The 15,885-nt window shown below is 33.4% G+C and carries 16 protein-coding genes; 3 read left to right on the forward strand and 13 right to left on the reverse strand.

The window, feature by feature from the left end:
* Positions 1-12: 12 nt before the first annotated feature.
* The 13 genes from ACODST_RS18940 to ACODST_RS19000 form a co-directional block, all read right to left on the reverse strand.
* Positions 13-1,134, reverse strand: coding sequence for a hypothetical protein (locus ACODST_RS18940; RefSeq protein ID WP_488933656.1), 1,122 nt, complete (start codon positions 1,132-1,134; stop codon positions 13-15).
* A 4-nt stretch (positions 1,135-1,138) separates the two neighbouring features.
* Complete coding sequence (locus ACODST_RS18945) at positions 1,139-1,642, reverse strand: hypothetical protein (protein WP_488933657.1); 504 nt, start codon at positions 1,640-1,642, stop codon at positions 1,139-1,141.
* Positions 1,643-2,138: 496 nt separating this feature from the next.
* Positions 2,139-2,999, reverse strand: a complete 861-nt coding sequence (atpG, locus tag ACODST_RS18950) for an ATP synthase F1 subunit gamma (protein ID WP_488933658.1) — start codon at positions 2,997-2,999, stop codon at positions 2,139-2,141.
* Between the two features lie 84 nt (positions 3,000-3,083).
* On the reverse strand, positions 3,084-4,661 hold the full coding sequence (gene atpA, locus ACODST_RS18955; RefSeq protein ID WP_488933659.1) for a F0F1 ATP synthase subunit alpha: 1,578 nt from the start codon (positions 4,659-4,661) through the stop codon (positions 3,084-3,086).
* Positions 4,662-4,698: 37 nt separating this feature from the next.
* A complete protein-coding gene (gene atpH / locus ACODST_RS18960; protein ID WP_488933660.1) occupies positions 4,699-5,232 on the reverse strand; it encodes an ATP synthase F1 subunit delta in 534 nt (177 codons plus the stop codon).
* A gap of 4 nt (positions 5,233-5,236) precedes the next feature.
* On the reverse strand, positions 5,237-5,737 hold the full coding sequence (locus tag ACODST_RS18965) for a F0F1 ATP synthase subunit B (RefSeq protein WP_091490226.1): 501 nt from the start codon (positions 5,735-5,737) through the stop codon (positions 5,237-5,239).
* Positions 5,738-5,867: 130 nt separating this feature from the next.
* Complete coding sequence (gene atpE, locus ACODST_RS18970) at positions 5,868-6,059, reverse strand: ATP synthase F0 subunit C (protein ID WP_053472986.1); 192 nt, start codon at positions 6,057-6,059, stop codon at positions 5,868-5,870.
* A gap of 103 nt (positions 6,060-6,162) precedes the next feature.
* Complete coding sequence (atpB, locus tag ACODST_RS18975) at positions 6,163-7,311, reverse strand: F0F1 ATP synthase subunit A (RefSeq protein WP_488933661.1); 1,149 nt, start codon at positions 7,309-7,311, stop codon at positions 6,163-6,165.
* Positions 7,312-7,875: 564 nt separating this feature from the next.
* Positions 7,876-8,103, reverse strand: coding sequence for an AtpZ/AtpI family protein (locus tag ACODST_RS18980; RefSeq protein WP_488933662.1), 228 nt, complete (start codon positions 8,101-8,103; stop codon positions 7,876-7,878).
* A complete protein-coding gene (locus ACODST_RS18985) occupies positions 8,084-8,482 on the reverse strand; it encodes a bactofilin family protein (RefSeq protein ID WP_488933663.1) in 399 nt (132 codons plus the stop codon). The genes ACODST_RS18980 and ACODST_RS18985 overlap by 20 nt, the downstream gene beginning before the upstream one ends.
* A gap of 2 nt (positions 8,483-8,484) precedes the next feature.
* Complete coding sequence (gene porW, locus ACODST_RS18990; RefSeq protein WP_488933664.1) at positions 8,485-11,088, reverse strand: type IX secretion system periplasmic lipoprotein PorW/SprE; 2,604 nt, start codon at positions 11,086-11,088, stop codon at positions 8,485-8,487.
* An 87-nt stretch (positions 11,089-11,175) separates the two neighbouring features.
* Positions 11,176-11,871 (reverse strand): ABC transporter ATP-binding protein, encoded by a 696-nt coding sequence (locus ACODST_RS18995; RefSeq protein ID WP_488933665.1) that lies wholly within the window; start codon positions 11,869-11,871, stop codon positions 11,176-11,178.
* A gap of 64 nt (positions 11,872-11,935) precedes the next feature.
* Positions 11,936-13,405: a DUF5687 family protein gene (locus ACODST_RS19000; protein WP_488933666.1), complete on the reverse strand. Its 1,470-nt coding sequence runs from the start codon at positions 13,403-13,405 to the stop codon at positions 11,936-11,938.
* A 126-nt stretch (positions 13,406-13,531) separates the two neighbouring features.
* Between ACODST_RS19000 and ACODST_RS19005 the strand changes: the two genes are divergently transcribed.
* The 3 genes from ACODST_RS19005 (at position 13,532) to ACODST_RS19015 (ending at position 15,682) form a co-directional block, all read left to right on the forward strand.
* Positions 13,532-14,584, forward strand: coding sequence for a 2Fe-2S iron-sulfur cluster-binding protein (locus tag ACODST_RS19005; protein ID WP_488933667.1), 1,053 nt, complete (start codon positions 13,532-13,534; stop codon positions 14,582-14,584).
* A 212-nt stretch (positions 14,585-14,796) separates the two neighbouring features.
* Positions 14,797-15,105 (forward strand): hypothetical protein, encoded by a 309-nt coding sequence (locus ACODST_RS19010; protein WP_488933668.1) that lies wholly within the window; start codon positions 14,797-14,799, stop codon positions 15,103-15,105.
* 142 nt (positions 15,106-15,247) lie between these two features.
* Entirely contained in the window at positions 15,248-15,682 is a 435-nt protein-coding gene (locus tag ACODST_RS19015) for a hypothetical protein (RefSeq protein WP_488933669.1), read from the forward strand.
* Positions 15,683-15,885 lie beyond the last annotated feature (203 nt).

A 15,885-nucleotide genomic window follows, 5' to 3' on the forward strand; every position in this document is an offset into this window, starting at 1 on the left:
ATTTATTCTTTATTAAAAAATATCCCCAAAACCTCCGCTTGATAATTTGTCTTCCTTCGTCATTTTATAATTTGAACTCGAATATTTAGTAGAATCCGGAATTGTATTGTTTCCTGTTTTTATTTCATCTGCCAATGAATCTAATCTTGAATACAGTTCATCGTTATCAACTGAATATTTAGAAGTTAAGGTATCAATATCAATCAAGTTTTCAGAAGTCTTGGCGATATCCAGAGCAATTGTCGAAGTCACAACTTCCAAGGCATATTCCAGTTCCCAATCCTTGGTAAACATCATGGCACTTTTTGCACTTTCAGTTGCCTCCCTAGCATTCTTGGCAAATTCATATTCTTTTTGAAGCATTTTAACGGTAGCATCAAAATCGGCAATTTTAATATCAATTGCTGTTCCTGCCAAAGTCAGCTTTCTATCCATTTTTCCAAGAACATTTGCTCTTACTCCATATTTTTGAATAAAACTTTTGCTTTGTTCATATTGCGTTGAAATTCTTTGAGACTCGCTTAGTTTTTTAGCCAGCTCACTTTGCAAAGCCACATATTCATCTGTGTCTTTAGCTGATAGTCCATTTGTTTTTACCATCTCGTCCATTGCAGATTTTAATTTTTCTGACTGACGCTGTAAGCTCAAAACATCATCCTGAAACGATTTTGCTTCTTTTTCAGATTTATTGGCTTCAATCTCCATGTCATTTTTCAACCCTTTTAATTTGCCCTTAGTATTTTTAAAAACTTCACGGTTCTTAATCATTTTTTGCTTTTGTTCCTCAAGTTCTCCAAAAGGATTACTCTGAATCAAAGCCCTATGAATTTTTCTGGTCGCAAAGCGCAATGCTTTGTTGATAACAGGAGCCATCATGACTAAAAAAACCAAAAAAACACCGGTTGCCGATAAAGCAATAGCCTGCCCCAGCATGGTAAATAATGGAGGAATAATATAGGTCCATACCAAATAACCTCCCATACCCAGCAGACCAATTGCTAAAGCGAGGTATAAACCTTTTTCTCCTTTTTTAAGATCTTCTGTTTTTAGAGCAATTTCGCCCTTAGATTCGTCAAAATGTTTTAATATTGGTAATGATAAAAGTGTACTTTTTTCCTGTTCGTACTTATCCATGTCTTTATAAATATTGATTGATTCCTGTAACTACAGTATTTATTGATGATAAAATTTTCTGTCTCGCTAAATCATTAGCTTCAATTTTCAACTGAATTTCTGAAAGCTGTTTTTCATTGTCCGGATCCAGTTTTTGAAGTTCTGTTTTTTTTGATTCAAGCTCTTTCTGAAGTTCTACTATTTTAGTTTCTAATTCAGTAACACTTTTAGAAAGATTGTATTTCCCTTGTGTAATTGAATGATCTAATTCTTTCTTTTTTGCTAAACCTACAACATTATATTTTTCATAGACCTTCTCAATTTCACTCCTATAAAAATCTGCCTTTTCTAAAAGAAACTCTTTTGTCAAATCTGGATTTAAAGATTTTCCCATAGTGAAAGCCATTTGAAAACTTTGGGAATTTGAGCTTCCAACAACAAGAACGGATTTATACAACTCAAAAAAATCAAAACCGGGAGTATTCAAGCTGTCAAAACCTTTTTCATAAACATCAAGAACTTCATTCAAAAAAGGATTTGTCCCATTCAAATTATATTTCTCCTCGTTTTGAACCGGAAACTGATTGCTTGAATTTAATGAAGTGTTTTTTTCTCTTACAGATTCAGATTGCTCGCTGCTGTTCTCTTCGTCATTTATAAAGAGCTTTTTCCAATTAAAACTTTCGTTTGCCATTATTGCTTATTTGTCTTTCACGTTTACATTGAATGTTAACTGTGAAGTAGAATTAATAAAGACAAAAATATGCTTTTATATTAAAATATAAACTTTTTCTTTCAAAATGAAAAATATATTAAATTAAATACTACAAAAAATCTTTTTATAATAAAATAAGACAATATTTAAAAAGGAGATTTATATAATGTAAAAAAAGAAATATAAGGGATATATTTCCGAAGAAGTATTATTTGAGTCTATTTGCTGGCAATTATTTTTTAATTGGAAACAAAAAAACATAAAAAAAGCCAGCAAATGCTGGCTTTTTTATTATATATTCTGGAATAAATTATCCATTCAAAGCTTCTGCTCCACCTACGATCTCTAAGATTTCGTTTGTAATTGCAGCCTGACGCGCTTTGTTGTAAGTTAATTTCAATTGGTTTCTTAATTCTGTTGCGTTATCTGTCGCTTTGTGCATAGCTGTCATACGAGCTCCATGCTCAGAAGCAAATGAATCACGGATACCTTTGTACAATTGTGTTTTTAATGACTTAGGAATTAAAGTCAGCACAATTTCTTCTTTTGAAGGCTCATAAATGTAATCTCCAGTAGAAGCTGATACATCAGATTTAATAGGTGCTAACGGTAAAAATTGCTCTGTTTGAACGATTTGAGTCGCAGCATTTTTAAACTGATTGTAGATTAATTCGATTTTGTCATACTGTCCGGATACGAATTTTTCAGTCAGATTATCTGCAATTCCGGCCACATTCTCAAAAGTTAAATGGTCAAAAATTGCATTATGATGACCGTGAACTTTATGAGTTTTACTTAAAACATCATTTCCTTTTTTACCAATAGCAAAAACGTCTACTTGTTTTCCGGCATAAAAATCGGTACGGTTTTTAACTTCTTTAATAATATTGGAATTAAATGCACCGCACAAACCTCTGTTTGAAGTTATCGCAACAAGTAATACTTTTTTTACTTCACGCTGTTCTGTGTAAGCTCCTCCTACTTCACCTTCCAGTGTAGCCGAAAGATTTTGAAGCAGTTCAGTTAATTTCTCGGCATAAGGGCGCATTGCAGTGATTGCATCTTGTGCTTTCTTAAGCTTTGCAGCAGAAACCATTTTCATCGCAGATGTAATCTGCATCGTTGATGAAACGGAAGTAATTCTATTACGGATTTCCTTTAAATTTGCCATGTATATAGTTGTTGGTTGTTAGTTGTTGGTTGATAGTTATTTGGATAATTCCAACAACAATCAACCAACAACCATCAACTAAAATTAGTTATATTTTGCTGAAATTTCTTTTGCTGCTTTTTCGATAACATCAGTAATAGCGTCATCTAATTTTCCAGCTTTCAACGCGTTAAGCGTATCTTTATGTTTACTGTTTAAGTAAGCGATGAAATCAGCTTCGAATTCTTTTACTTTATTTACAGGAACGTTTCTTAATAAGTTTTTAGATCCGGCGTAAATAATCGCAACTTGGTTTTCAACTGGATAAGGATCGTTCAAACCTTGTTTTAAGATCTCAACGTTTCTTTTTCCTTTTTCAATTACGTTTAAAGTAACTGAATCTAAGTCAGAACCAAATTTAGCGAAAGCTTCTAATTCACGGAATTGAGCCTGGTCTAATTTTAAAGTTCCGGAAACTTTTTTCATAGATTTAATCTGAGCATTACCTCCAACACGAGATACAGAGATACCTACGTTGATCGCAGGACGAACCCCTGAGTTGAACAAATCTCCATCAAGGAAAATCTGACCATCTGTAATCGAGATTACGTTTGTTGGGATATATGCAGAAACGTCACCAGCCTGAGTTTCGATAATTGGTAAAGCAGTTAATGAACCTCCACCTTTTACGATAGACTTAATAGATTCTGGTAAATCGTTCATGTTCTTAGCAATTCCGTCATCAGCGATTACTTTACAAGCACGTTCTAATAAACGAGAGTGTAAGTAGAAAACGTCTCCAGGGTAAGCTTCACGTCCCGGTGGTCTTCTTAATAATAGAGAAACCTCACGGTAAGCAACAGCCTGTTTAGATAAATCATCATAAACGATAAGAGCCGGACGACCAGAATCTCTGAAATACTCTCCAATTGCAGCACCTGCGAATGGAGCGTAAACCTGCATTGGAGCAGGGTCAGAAGCATTAGCAGCAACAATAACAGTATAAGCCATTGCTCCTTTTTCTTCTAACATTTTTGCTATTCCTGCTACAGTTGAAGCTTTTTGTCCAATTGCAACATATATACAGAATACAGGTTTTCCTGCATCGTAAAATTCTTTTTGATTTAAGATGGTATCGATACAAACAGTTGATTTACCTGTCTGACGGTCACCAATTACAAGCTCACGCTGTCCACGACCAACCGGGATCATAGCATCAACTGCTTTTACTCCCGTTTGTAATGGCTCCGTTACCGGCTGACGAAATACAACACCTGGTGCTTTTCTTTCTAACGGCATTTCGTATAAATCACCACCAATTGGTCCTTTTCCGTCAATTGGAAAACCAAGAGTGTTTACTACACGTCCTACCATTTGTTCACCTACTTTAAGAGAAGCAATACGCTGAGTTCTTTTAGCAGTAGATCCTTCTTTGATTCCTGTTGAAGGTCCTAAAAGTACAACCCCAACATTATCCTCTTCAAGATTCAATACGATACCTTCCATACCGTTATCAAATTCTACTAACTCACCATATTGTACATTAGATAGCCCGTAAACACGAGCAATACCATCTCCAACCTGAAGTACTGTTCCTACTTCCTCTAGCGTAGCACCAGATTCAAAACCTTCTACTTGCTTTCTTAATATTGCTGAAATTTCAGCAGGTTTGATTTCCGCCATCTTAATTTATAATTTAGACACTTTTGTGTTATAAAAACTAATTACTTAACTCTCTTTTTAATACTTGTAATCTGTTTGCAACAGAAGCATTGTATTGCTTGTCACCTATTCTTAAAATAAATCCACCGATAATCGCCGGATCTACTATATTTTCAATTGTTATTTTTTTATCGGATAAAGTGGCAATTTTTGCCAAAACTTTAGCTTCTAAAGCTGCATCCATAGGAATTGCAGTTGTTACTTTCGCCACTTCAACACCATTGCTTTCATCATATACTTTACTATACTCTACAGCAATCGCATTTAAAATTTCAAATCTCTTGTTTTCGAATAATAATTGAAATAACCCTTTAGTTACACCATTTACATTTGCGAAAACTTCTAAAAGAGCACTTTGTTTAACTTCAACCGTTGTTGTTGGGTTTTCAATAAACGTACTCAATTCTTCATTAGTTTCAATTGCATCTGCAATTGATTTCATATCGTTATTTACAGCTTCGGCAACACCTTTAGAGTTTGCTAAGTCCAAAATTGCTTTTGCATAACGAATTGCTGCTCTTGTACTTGCCATAGTCTTAGTTTAACTTTACGTCACCTAACATTTTCTCTACTAATTTAGTTTGAGATTCTTTGTTAGATAATTCTTCTTTCAATAATTTTTCAGCAATGCTTAATGATAAAGTTGAAACCTGAGATTTCAATTCAGCCATAGCAGCATTTTTTTCACTTTCAATAGCCGCTTTAGCCTGCTCGATCATTTTTTGACCTTGTGCTTGTGCTTCGTTTTTAGAATCAGTGATCATTTTCTCTTTCATCTCACGGGCTTCTTTCAACATTGCATCGCGTTCTGCACGAGCTTCATTTAAAATTCTCTGGTTATCTGCCTGAAGATTTTCCATTTCTTTTCTTGCATTTTCAGCAGAAAGTAATGCATCTTTAATTCCTTGCTCTCTGTCGTTTACTGCATCAAGAATTGGTTTCCATGCAAATTTTTTCAATAAGAAAATTAATCCAACAAATATTAATACTTGCCAAAAGAACAAACCGAACTCGAACTGATTTATTAACTTTTCCATTATATAGAATTATAAATTTTAAATTATATCTTTTTAAATTCTCGTAAAGAGCAATTTTATTTTTTAATGTTTTAATTTTTAAAACAATAGTTACAACCAACCGTTGCAACTATTGTTTTTTGTGTTTTAATTAAGCAGCGAATAACGCAGCGAAACCAATTCCTTCAATAAGGGCAGCAGCGATAAGCATAGCTGTTTGGATTTTTCCTGAAGCTTCTGGCTGACGAGCGATAGCGTCCATTGCTGAACCACCAATTCTACCAATACCTAATGCAGCTCCGATTACGATTAATCCAGCTCCTATGAAATTTAAACCGTTCATATATGTATATATTAAAAATTAAACATTCAATTTTGATTTTAGATTTTCGAATGTAGATTTTAGATTGAAATAAATCTGAAATCTAAACTCTGAAATCTAAATATTAATGGTGAGCGTCATCATGATGATGCTCCTCTACTGCTGAACCAAAATAAAGTGCAGACAACATTGTGAAAATATAAGCTTGTAAAAATGCTACTAAAATTTCCAGTATAGAAAGTGCAAATGATAATCCAAAAGACAGAGAGCTTCCAATCCAGCTTTTAAAGATAAACATTAAACCAATAATACTCATTAATACAATGTGACCAGCAAAGATGTTAGCATACAAACGAATCATTAATGAAAAGGGTTTGATAAAAACTCCTAACAATTCAATTGGTGCCAAAATAATTCTCATTGGTTTTGGAACTCCCGGCATCCAGAAAATGTGACCCCAGTAATTTTTATTTGCAGTAAGATTTGTAATTAAGAAAGTAAGGATTGCCAAAGAGAATGTAATTGTTAAATTACCAGTAGCATTAATTCCCAGTGGAGTTAATCCAAAAATATTTAAAAACAATACAAAGAAAAAGATAGTCAATAAATAACTCATATATCTTTTATAGTGTTTTTCACCAATATTAGGAATAGCAACTTCGTCACGGATAAAAACAACAAGCGGTTCAAAAAATCTTCCTGCTCCTGAAGCGATTCCTCCATTTTTAGCATACGATTTTGCTAAACTTGTAAACAACCAGAACATTAATAAAGCGGCAACCATAATAGAAAGTACCGTTTTTGTAATTGAAAAATCTATAGGACGTACATTTGCTGGATGTCCTGTTTTTTCATCTTCTTTAATATCTCCTGAAGCATCCGTTCTGTAAATTTTACCATCATGGTGATTGATCGCGTAATAGCTGCCATTTGATTCAGCTACTTCGTGTCCGTGGTGAAATTTAGAAGAAGAAAAAATGTGTAAACCATTATCCCAAAGAATTACCGGTAATGGAAAACCATAATATTTACCTGTCTCATCATCCTGTGTTAATGTAAAATCATGAGAGTCTAAAACGTGGTGGCCAATAAAGGCTTTAATCTTAGATTTTACATCTGTCGGTTCAGCATGATGACCTTCAGCAGCTGCTTCATGAGCTGTTTCAGTTTGAACATGCGCCGAGTCTTTTTCTGAATTAGAAAAACTCATTAGTGGAAGACAAGCTACTAAAGCTGCAAGAATAAATCTGAGTGGTTTGTTTGAAATCACCATATCTGTGGAAATTCTTATTTTTTACGTTTCTAAAATTTGGTGCAAAGGTACATTTTTTATTAATATTCAAAAGGATATGAAAAATTATTTTTGAACCTTGTTTTAAAGAATCCGCATTTTAACGCTTTTCATTTAATAATCGGACAGTTAAAACGGTCTGAAATAACAAAAACAGAATAAATGTTATAAAAAAGTTCATTTTTTCAACAGGAGTGTTATGCATCCTGTCGGATAAAACTGGTCTCAAAATAAAATAGTACACAAACATTTGAGCAAAAGTTCCCAGCATAAAAAACATTCCAATACTGTCGAATTTATCTTTTTTAAATCGCAGTGTCAGTATTAATAATAAGGTAGAAAAAAATAAAAAGATCAGATACAGTATTTCTATACTATAATAGAAGTTCTGATCATCGAGTGTGAAAACGCAAAAAACTCCCTTATGTACTATATAAGAAGTTAAAGCAAGAATATATAAATGAAGAATTAGTTTGTATTTTAAAAACATCCTGATATTTTTTTGCAAAGATGCAATATTTATTCAAGCCGTTTTTAAAACCCAGACTACTTTGTTTTATTGATTTCGTTTACCTGACGGATCACATTGTATAAGGCAATGGCAACACCCACCATAACCAATATTTTATTGTAGTATACTTTTTCACTTGGATGATGCTCATCGAGCCAGGTTCCTAAATAAGAAAATAAGAAAATGATAACACCCATTTGTATCGGAATATTAATGAGTGCTATCCATTTATTTCTTCCGTTATTATTCGGTTCCTTTTCCATCTTCTAACATAATTACTGTATTTGAATGGGAAAGCATCGTACAGGTCGCTGTAAAATCTGCACCCGGTTCTATAGAAAGTTTTCCAACGGCCACTTCGCCATGAATTTGTGCGGTCGATTTAATATTAAGGATTTCAAGTACTTTAATTTTTCCGTGAAATTCTCCTTCAATGTCGGCATTGTTACAAATGATTTCTCCTTTTACAACACCGGTAACGCCTATGACTAATTTTCCCTGAGAGGTGAAATTTCCAATTAATTCACCATCTAATCTAAAATCAGCTTTTGAGACTATGTCTCCTACAATAGAAGTACCTTCAACAATTCGGTTTGTTTTTCCTAAAAGTTCTGTTCCGTTTTTTTTTACTTTATCAAACATTATTATGGGGTTTTTGGGGCAAGGTAGGCATCAAGGTTCTTTTTAATCTGAACCACTTTATAATTATCAGCCGACATAATTATTGACGGATGTGCAATTTTATATTTTTTGTCATCCCTTAAAACTCCCGCAACATCTTTAGCATATGCTTCAGATTTCAAACCATGAATAGCTACAAAACTTTCTGTTCTGTTGTATTTGTCAAAAGAAGTTGTTAACCTTTCGTAATTTTCAACTAACAAAAATACTCTAATAGCTTCTTCAATTTGTTTTAGCGTTTTAGAATCGTTATTAGGAACTAAATATAAAATTTTCCAGTTTTTATTATCTACTGTTGTAAAGTTCAATCTTTCTAAGATGGGAACATCTTTTTCAAGAATTTCTCTGGCATTTTTACCTTCTTCACTGTTAGGGTAATTATCCGCTACATTTTCCAGACCTTTTTTATAAGCATCCAGTCCGTTTACTTTACCCAAAGTATTGGCCTTCAATAATTCAAATTTAGATACAATCTCTTCACCTGAATATTGATTTATGAGATTATCAATATTGTCTAAGACCACGTCAAATTTTTCTTCCTGAAAAAGTTTATACCATTTTTGATATTCTTTCTCAGGAGATGGAATATCATCGGTATTGGCATTATTTAAAATCTGGGCGTAGCGTGAATCTGGATAATTTACTGTTATATCCGATTTAACTTTTTCTGCTTTTGCCGGATTGGTTATCTGATATATTTTATACAAATTATATTTGGATGGTAATATCAGTTTTTCTTCAGGGTTATTTTTCAACAGCTGCTCCAGTTTATCACTTGCCAAAGCATACTCTTTGAATTTCTCCTTATATATAAGACCTAACTGGTAATAAGCAAAATTGCGTTCCTTACCAATACTGTCCATTGCTGCCTGGGTTTTCGGAAGCTGTTTTTGATAAAACTCTGTTGTATATTTTTCAATAACAATCGTATCCTTTTTACTGGCTGCGTCCTGATTTATAGTATCGTTCATGGCCGCATTATTTGCTGCAGTTATTACCGAAAGTCGCCAGTTTCCGCCAAGAGCACGATTACCCCACATTTTTTTAAACTGCAGTTTTCCGTAAGCAACCGTTGTGGGGTTATAAAAATAAAATGTACTGGCTGCATCACTTCCGGATGGAGGTCTCATTCCGCCATCGGGATCCGCTGGTTTTCCTAATAAACCCGGACTTAGCGCTGCCGGTGCACCGGACGCATTTGTATTTCTGTCAATATTAGCCAGTTTTTCTTTCTCCTTTTCTTCCTGAATTCGTTTGGCTTCGTCTTTCTTTTTAAGTTCAGCTATATAACTTTCAAAATAAATTTTTCTTTCGGCATCAGGCAGACCGTAGACCATTATAATACTGTCATTGCGCTTGGCAATAGCCTCATATTTAATTACGTTATCCAGATTTTTTCTGTTTTTTTCTATAAAAGCAAATTCCCTTGTTTTAGGATTTAATTTTGTCAGTGTACTGTCATAATATTTGGCTGCCATTGAATAATCTGTATTCTTAAAATACATGTTACCAATGTTTCTGTATGCAGATGCCATTAAATAAGGATCCTTAGATTTTCGCGCTAAGGATTTATTATAGAATTTCAATGCATTGTCTTTATCTTTTCTCTTATCATAAAAAATACCCATTTCATAAAAAAGCAGATCATAATACGGTCTGTTTTCACGGTCTGCAACTAACTTATTATAGGTTTTTAAAAAGATCGTATCATTGCCGGTTTCATAATCATACATCTGTGCTTTGTTTGCATATGCATGCATCATGTACTTACGATCGGCTTTACGGTTCATATGAATTACGCCGTCATAATAATAAGCAGCACTATCCTTAATTCCTGCTTCCTGATACATTTGCCCTAAAATAAATTTATATCGGGCACGATCTTCGTTTATTCTGGAGAACTCCTCTGCTACTCTGAGCCTGGCAACGGCGCTGTCCCTTTCTTCCATATTTAGGAAAGCCTCTGCCAGTAGTGCATTAGCATCTGAAAAAGTCTGTTTATTTAAATCTGTCTTTTTTAATAACAGCTTAATATTTTTAATTACAATGGCATCATTCCCTAAGCGCATATTGGTTTTTTCACGCCAGATTTTTGCCGTATAAATATTGCTGCTGTTAGGATATTTGTAAAGAATATAATTGAAAGCCTCTAAGGCCGGAATAAAACGCTGGTCATAATATCTGGCTTTTCCAAGCATCAGATACGCTTCGTCTATCTGGTAATTTCTTTCTCTTCCCCCAATATTCATGGAGTGTTTCTGAATAGCTTTTGTCGCTTTTTCTTCTGCTTTTTCAAAATCAGCATTTTTTGTTTTTTCTCCTTCGGAAAAATTTTCATCAAACTGCATTTTTTCAATAGGAAGAAGTTTCCAGAAATTATCCTGATTATTGGCCTGTATAGATTGCAGTCCTTTTTCCAGGCCGATTCCTCCATTGTATAAAATATTATATTTTGTACTTAAGGCATGGGAATTCCTGTTCACGAAAGTATTATTCTTGGTAGAACACGCTATCAAAAAGAATAAAAAGGTGAGAAAAAAACTATATATAAAAATATTCTTTTTCAATAGAACTGATTTTAAAGCATTAACTTCTAAAATGCATTTTTAGTATAATGACTTGTAAAAATACGCTTCTTTTTGAAATATAGAAACTTAAACCGCAAAAAACGATTCCAGTTCCTGAAGCGTCTCTTTTGAGCTTTGAATGTCTTTTACAATTTCACCTTTATTCAGGGCAACAATACGATCGCAAACTTCAACCGTATGCTGTAAATCGTGACTTGAAACCAAAACGGTAACATTTGGATCTTCAGCCAGTTCTTTTATAATTTTCTTTAAACGACTTACTGTTGTCGGATCTAAATTAGCAAAAGGTTCGTCTAAAATTATAACTTCCGGACTTCCGATTAAAGTGGCAATTATACCAACTTTTTTCTGGTTTCCTTTTGATAAATCACGAAGATATTTTTTGTTGTTTAATATTTCACCATTAAAAAATTCTTCATGTTTAGCCAGCAGGGCGTCAATATCTGCTTTATTCTGATGACGGAGATCCCCGATGAAATAAAAATATTCTTCGGGGGTTAAATATCCTATCAAAAAGCTTTCATCCAAAAAGGAACCCGTAAAAGATTTCCAGTCTTCGTTTGTATTTACCTGAATACCACTGCTTTTTATATATCCTGTTGAAGGCTGAATAAGATCTAAAAGCAAACTGAAAAAAGTCGTTTTTCCTGCTCCGTTATTGCCTACTAATCCTAAACTCTGTCCTTTTGGAATTTCAAGAGTATCAATGTTTAAAACTGTCGTTCCGTTATATTTCTTTGAAAGTTGATTTACTTGTATCATGGTAATTTTAGATTTCAGATTGTTGATTTTAGATTTTTAAGTAATGCCATTCTTTATTATCTGATTAACTCTTTTGTTTGTAAGCACTTATGGTACTGTATTTTTCGATTTTATATCTTTTTTCAATTAATGAAAAAACTTTGTCTTTGAAAATAAATCCTAAAACTCCGGCTCCCGCAACTAAGGCTAATCCCAGATTATTGTTATCAAAATAAAGACCTATGCCATACAGCAGTAAAGGCAGTAAAATTTTTGGAAGCGTGAGCAGCATGGCACTTACATTGAACGCTTTTTTATCTCCAAAAGCACCTCCGGCATAACTTAAATCAATTGGTGTTTTGGTAAATGCACCGCCCAAAAGAACCAAATGTGAATTGACTCCAATATTATAAACAGCCCCTGTCACAATGGTAAGGTATACTCCCCATCCAAAAAACAAATAAAAGGAAGCCAGAATTGTCGAAATTATAGTGGCAATAACTATAAGCCACCATTTTGCCATAATATAACCCCGGTACGGAATATTCTGTGTCATCATTAATTGATAGTAAGAGCTGTCCCAGCTTGGTACAAACTGCCCAAAAACAAATAAAAACCCTCCCGAAACAAAAATACCTGCAAAAAGATGCATGACCGGTTTGTCATAGGTTTCAATTCCTCCGGAGAAAAACAACAGACCATAAAACAAAAACAATACACTCATGAAAATTGTCGTTTTTGACCTTTTATTTCTTCTTATCAATTTAATGTCATTTTTAAGAAATGTACCTACTGTTCCAAACTGATTAAGCCAGGAAAGATTTTCAGTTGTTGCAACATCTTGTTTTACAGAAAGTCCTGCATCCAGATACAAATTCCTTTTAAAATATTTAAAAGTAGCAATATACAAAGCTATCAGTACAAAAACCGGGATTAGAAATACGCCTTCTATCTCGTAAAAACCCTGAAAAAACGGAGTAGTAAATATCGTAATATCAAACAGCTTATAATATTGTGCTCCTCCTAAAGCCAGGATTAGTGCCATAAACACGACAAACAATTTATCGATATTACTCAAAATGATATTCAGAAAGTTATTAATGTAGATAAGTGCCATTACTCCTAAATGCCAAAAAACAATTCCCACAACATCGTATCCGTTTATAATTAATACAAATGAAAAAGGAATAAAAAATAAAGCATGTACCCAATTGAAAAAAGACAGAGCCGTTTTTCCTAAAGAGAAATTTACAATAACCGGTTTTTTAAAAGGCAGAATCAGCAAAGGTCTGATATTCAAAACAGGAATAGACTGTAACAGCAAACGAATGATTAAATCAAACAGGAAATAATAAATTAAAAACTGATTCACCGTTTTAAATGGTTCAAGGTGCATGTCTTTAAGAACATAAAATGCCCCGACTCCCATTCCTATAAAAATTAATGAAAAATAAATCATTAGAAAACCTATTAGGATTTTCATTGCCACATTTTTACCAAATGATGCTGATCTGGTAAAGGCTTTCCATTCAAGGTAAATAAACTTTTTAATCATGGTTAATGGTTTTGTATTTTCATGTAAGAGATCAAATGTAGGAAAACGTTACAAAAAAAGTTAAAAAAAATATTTTAGTAAGTGCCAATTAGGTATGGTTTGCTACTTTTGCAAAAAAAATAAATCATGCCTTCATTCTTAAAACTAATAATTAAAGAGGTAAAACGTGAAACTGCAGAGGCTGTTTCTGTACTTTTTAATGTTCCTGAAGAACTTAAACAAGACTATAAATTTATAGCCGGACAATACATAAATTTAAAACTAACACTAGATAACCAGGAAATTCGACGTGCTTATTCTATTTGTTCTGCACCGGACAGCGGTGAATTGCGAATTGCTGTAAAAGCTGTAAAAAATGGTCTTTTTTCTCAGTTTGCCAACACAAAACTAAAAGCGGGAGATGTTCTTGAAGTAGCCCATCCGGAAGGAAAATTTACTTTTGAACCGGATGCCGAAAAACAAAAAAACTATGCTGCTTTTGCTGCAGGAAGCGGAATCACTCCTGTTTTATCTATTTTAAAATCCGTTTTAAAAAATGAACCTAAAAGTTCTTTTGTTTTAGTTTACGGAAACAGAACTCCCGAAGAAACTATTTTTTATCAGGAACTGCATGATTTGCAATTGCAGTATGTAGGCCGTTTCTTTGTACATTATGTATACAGTCAGGCAAAAGCAGAAAACGCTTTGTTTGGAAGAATTGATAAATCGGCCGTAAATTATGTTTTAAACAATAAACATAAGGAACTTCTGTTTGACAAGTTTTTCTTATGCGGACCGGAAGAAATGATCAATACGGTTTCAAATGTTTTAAAAGAGAAAAACGTAAAAGAATCTGCCATAAAATTTGAGCTTTTTACTTCCTCATCTCAGGAAAATACAATTCAGGGATCTCAGGAAGGACATACAAAAATCACAGTTCTGGTTGATGATGAAGAAACCACCTTTGAAATGTCTAAAAAGCAGACCATCCTGGATGCTGCCCTAAAACAAGGCGTTGATGCTCCTTATTCCTGCCAGGGCGGAATCTGCAGCAGCTGTTTAGGCCGTGTTACTGCAGGAAGCGCAGAAATGACGAAAAATTCGATCTTAACAGACAGTGAAATTGCCGAAGGATTAATTTTAACCTGTCAGGCACATCCAACATCCGACACTATTTATGTAGATTACGACGAGGTTTAGTCCTATTAATACTTCAATCCCGAAGCTTCGGGATAAAAATCCAAATTCCAAACTTAATGGGATTTGGATTTTTTTTGTTGAAATTCGAGCCAAAATAACACAAATTTTCAGTAATTTACATGCTGTCTTTTTTTAGAAAATTTGGAATTTGGAATTTGGAATTTGGAATTTGGAATTTGGAATTTGGAATTTTTAATATTAAGTATTTATACATGAAATCTGTACGGGAAATTTTTAAAAGTAAAGAATATCTTCTGGACGAGCCGGAAGTTACAAAGCTCATTGACTATTGCGAAGAGCTTCAGGATGAAATTGTGGATTTTAAATTTCAAAAGACAGACAATAAAGAACTTGCTTTACTTGACATGATTAAAGAAGTTATAAAAGGATGTGATGCTATTGAAAGGGAACAAATGGAACATGAACGATATGGTTATGATGCACCCGATTATCAGCAAACAATCGCAAACTTAAAAAGTTATATTTATCGTCGTTGCCGTGATGAAAAGATTTGGCTGTAACTTGCAATAAAAACATTTTTTTGATAAAAATCTGCTGAATTTTGATTAAATTAGAGGTAAAATTACAGCAATCGCAATCTCGTAGTCTGAGAATCTGCGGAGCTAAATCAAATTTGTCTATACATTTAAAACTTTAAATATCATGACAGCTCACGTACACCACTTTCATCTATCTCTACTTGTTATGCTTCTTGTAACTGCTTCGCTATGCATTTTGGCAGTTATTATCAAAATGAGAAATAAAAAAGGTCCCAAGTTACTCGAAAGAGAGAAATACAATTCAACTATGACCGAAAAAATGGTAGAAGTAAAAAAGACCGATTCTAACATTTTTAATATCTGGCCTTATGTAAGTAAACTAAAATCAGCTAAAGTTTTATCTAAAAAAATTAAAGATAACGACCTAATCTATAAAATTTACAGAGATCCATCTGAAAAGTTTGAGCATATTCTATTGTCAACTGAAGACAAAAATAATTTTGTCACCATTATAGTAAACAAAAAAAGAAGAAAAACAATAGGATATTCTTTCCTCGATTCTAATGAACAATACGATTTAAGTAAAAATATTGCTTAAGATTTATTTTTATCAGCAAAGAATATTTATAGAATTTCCAATAAGAAAAATGAAAAAAAGCTCCAGTGGAGCGACATGTTTTTTTATAATATATGTCGCTCCGCTGGAGCTTTAATATTGTAGGCCATTCTTTGGCTAGAGATATTTTGCTTCTCCTATGTTTGCCAAGTCAATTTACAAATATCTATAAAATGTAAATTTGG

It is taken from the genome of Flavobacterium sp. FG19 (assembly GCF_057809475.1).

Coding starts and splice junctions, on each gene's coding strand:
- atpB (WP_488933661.1), bottom strand. CDS start 7,311: ATGGTGATTTCAAACAAACCACTCAGATTTATTCTTGCAGCTTTAGTA.
- ACODST_RS19000 (WP_488933666.1), bottom strand. CDS start 13,405: ATGATTAAAAAGTTTATTTACCTTGAATGGAAAGCCTTTACCAGATCA.
- atpG (WP_488933658.1), bottom strand. CDS start 2,999: ATGGCAAATTTAAAGGAAATCCGTAATAGAATTACTTCCGTTTCATCA.
- atpH (WP_488933660.1), bottom strand. CDS start 5,232: ATGGCAAGTACAAGAGCAGCAATTCGTTATGCAAAAGCAATTTTGGAC.
- ACODST_RS19010 (WP_488933668.1), top strand. CDS start 14,797: ATGAAATCTGTACGGGAAATTTTTAAAAGTAAAGAATATCTTCTGGAC.
- atpE (WP_053472986.1), bottom strand. CDS start 6,059: ATGAACGGTTTAAATTTCATAGGAGCTGGATTAATCGTAATCGGAGCT.
- ACODST_RS18965 (WP_091490226.1), bottom strand. CDS start 5,737: ATGGAAAAGTTAATAAATCAGTTCGAGTTCGGTTTGTTCTTTTGGCAA.
- ACODST_RS18995 (WP_488933665.1), bottom strand. CDS start 11,871: ATGATACAAGTAAATCAACTTTCAAAGAAATATAACGGAACGACAGTT.
- ACODST_RS19015 (WP_488933669.1), top strand. CDS start 15,248: ATGACAGCTCACGTACACCACTTTCATCTATCTCTACTTGTTATGCTT.
- ACODST_RS18940 (WP_488933656.1), bottom strand. CDS start 1,134: ATGGATAAGTACGAACAGGAAAAAAGTACACTTTTATCATTACCAATA.
- ACODST_RS18980 (WP_488933662.1), bottom strand. CDS start 8,103: ATGGAAAAGGAACCGAATAATAACGGAAGAAATAAATGGATAGCACTC.
- atpA (WP_488933659.1), bottom strand. CDS start 4,661: ATGGCGGAAATCAAACCTGCTGAAATTTCAGCAATATTAAGAAAGCAA.
- ACODST_RS19005 (WP_488933667.1), top strand. CDS start 13,532: ATGCCTTCATTCTTAAAACTAATAATTAAAGAGGTAAAACGTGAAACT.
- ACODST_RS18985 (WP_488933663.1), bottom strand. CDS start 8,482: ATGTTTGATAAAGTAAAAAAAAACGGAACAGAACTTTTAGGAAAAACA.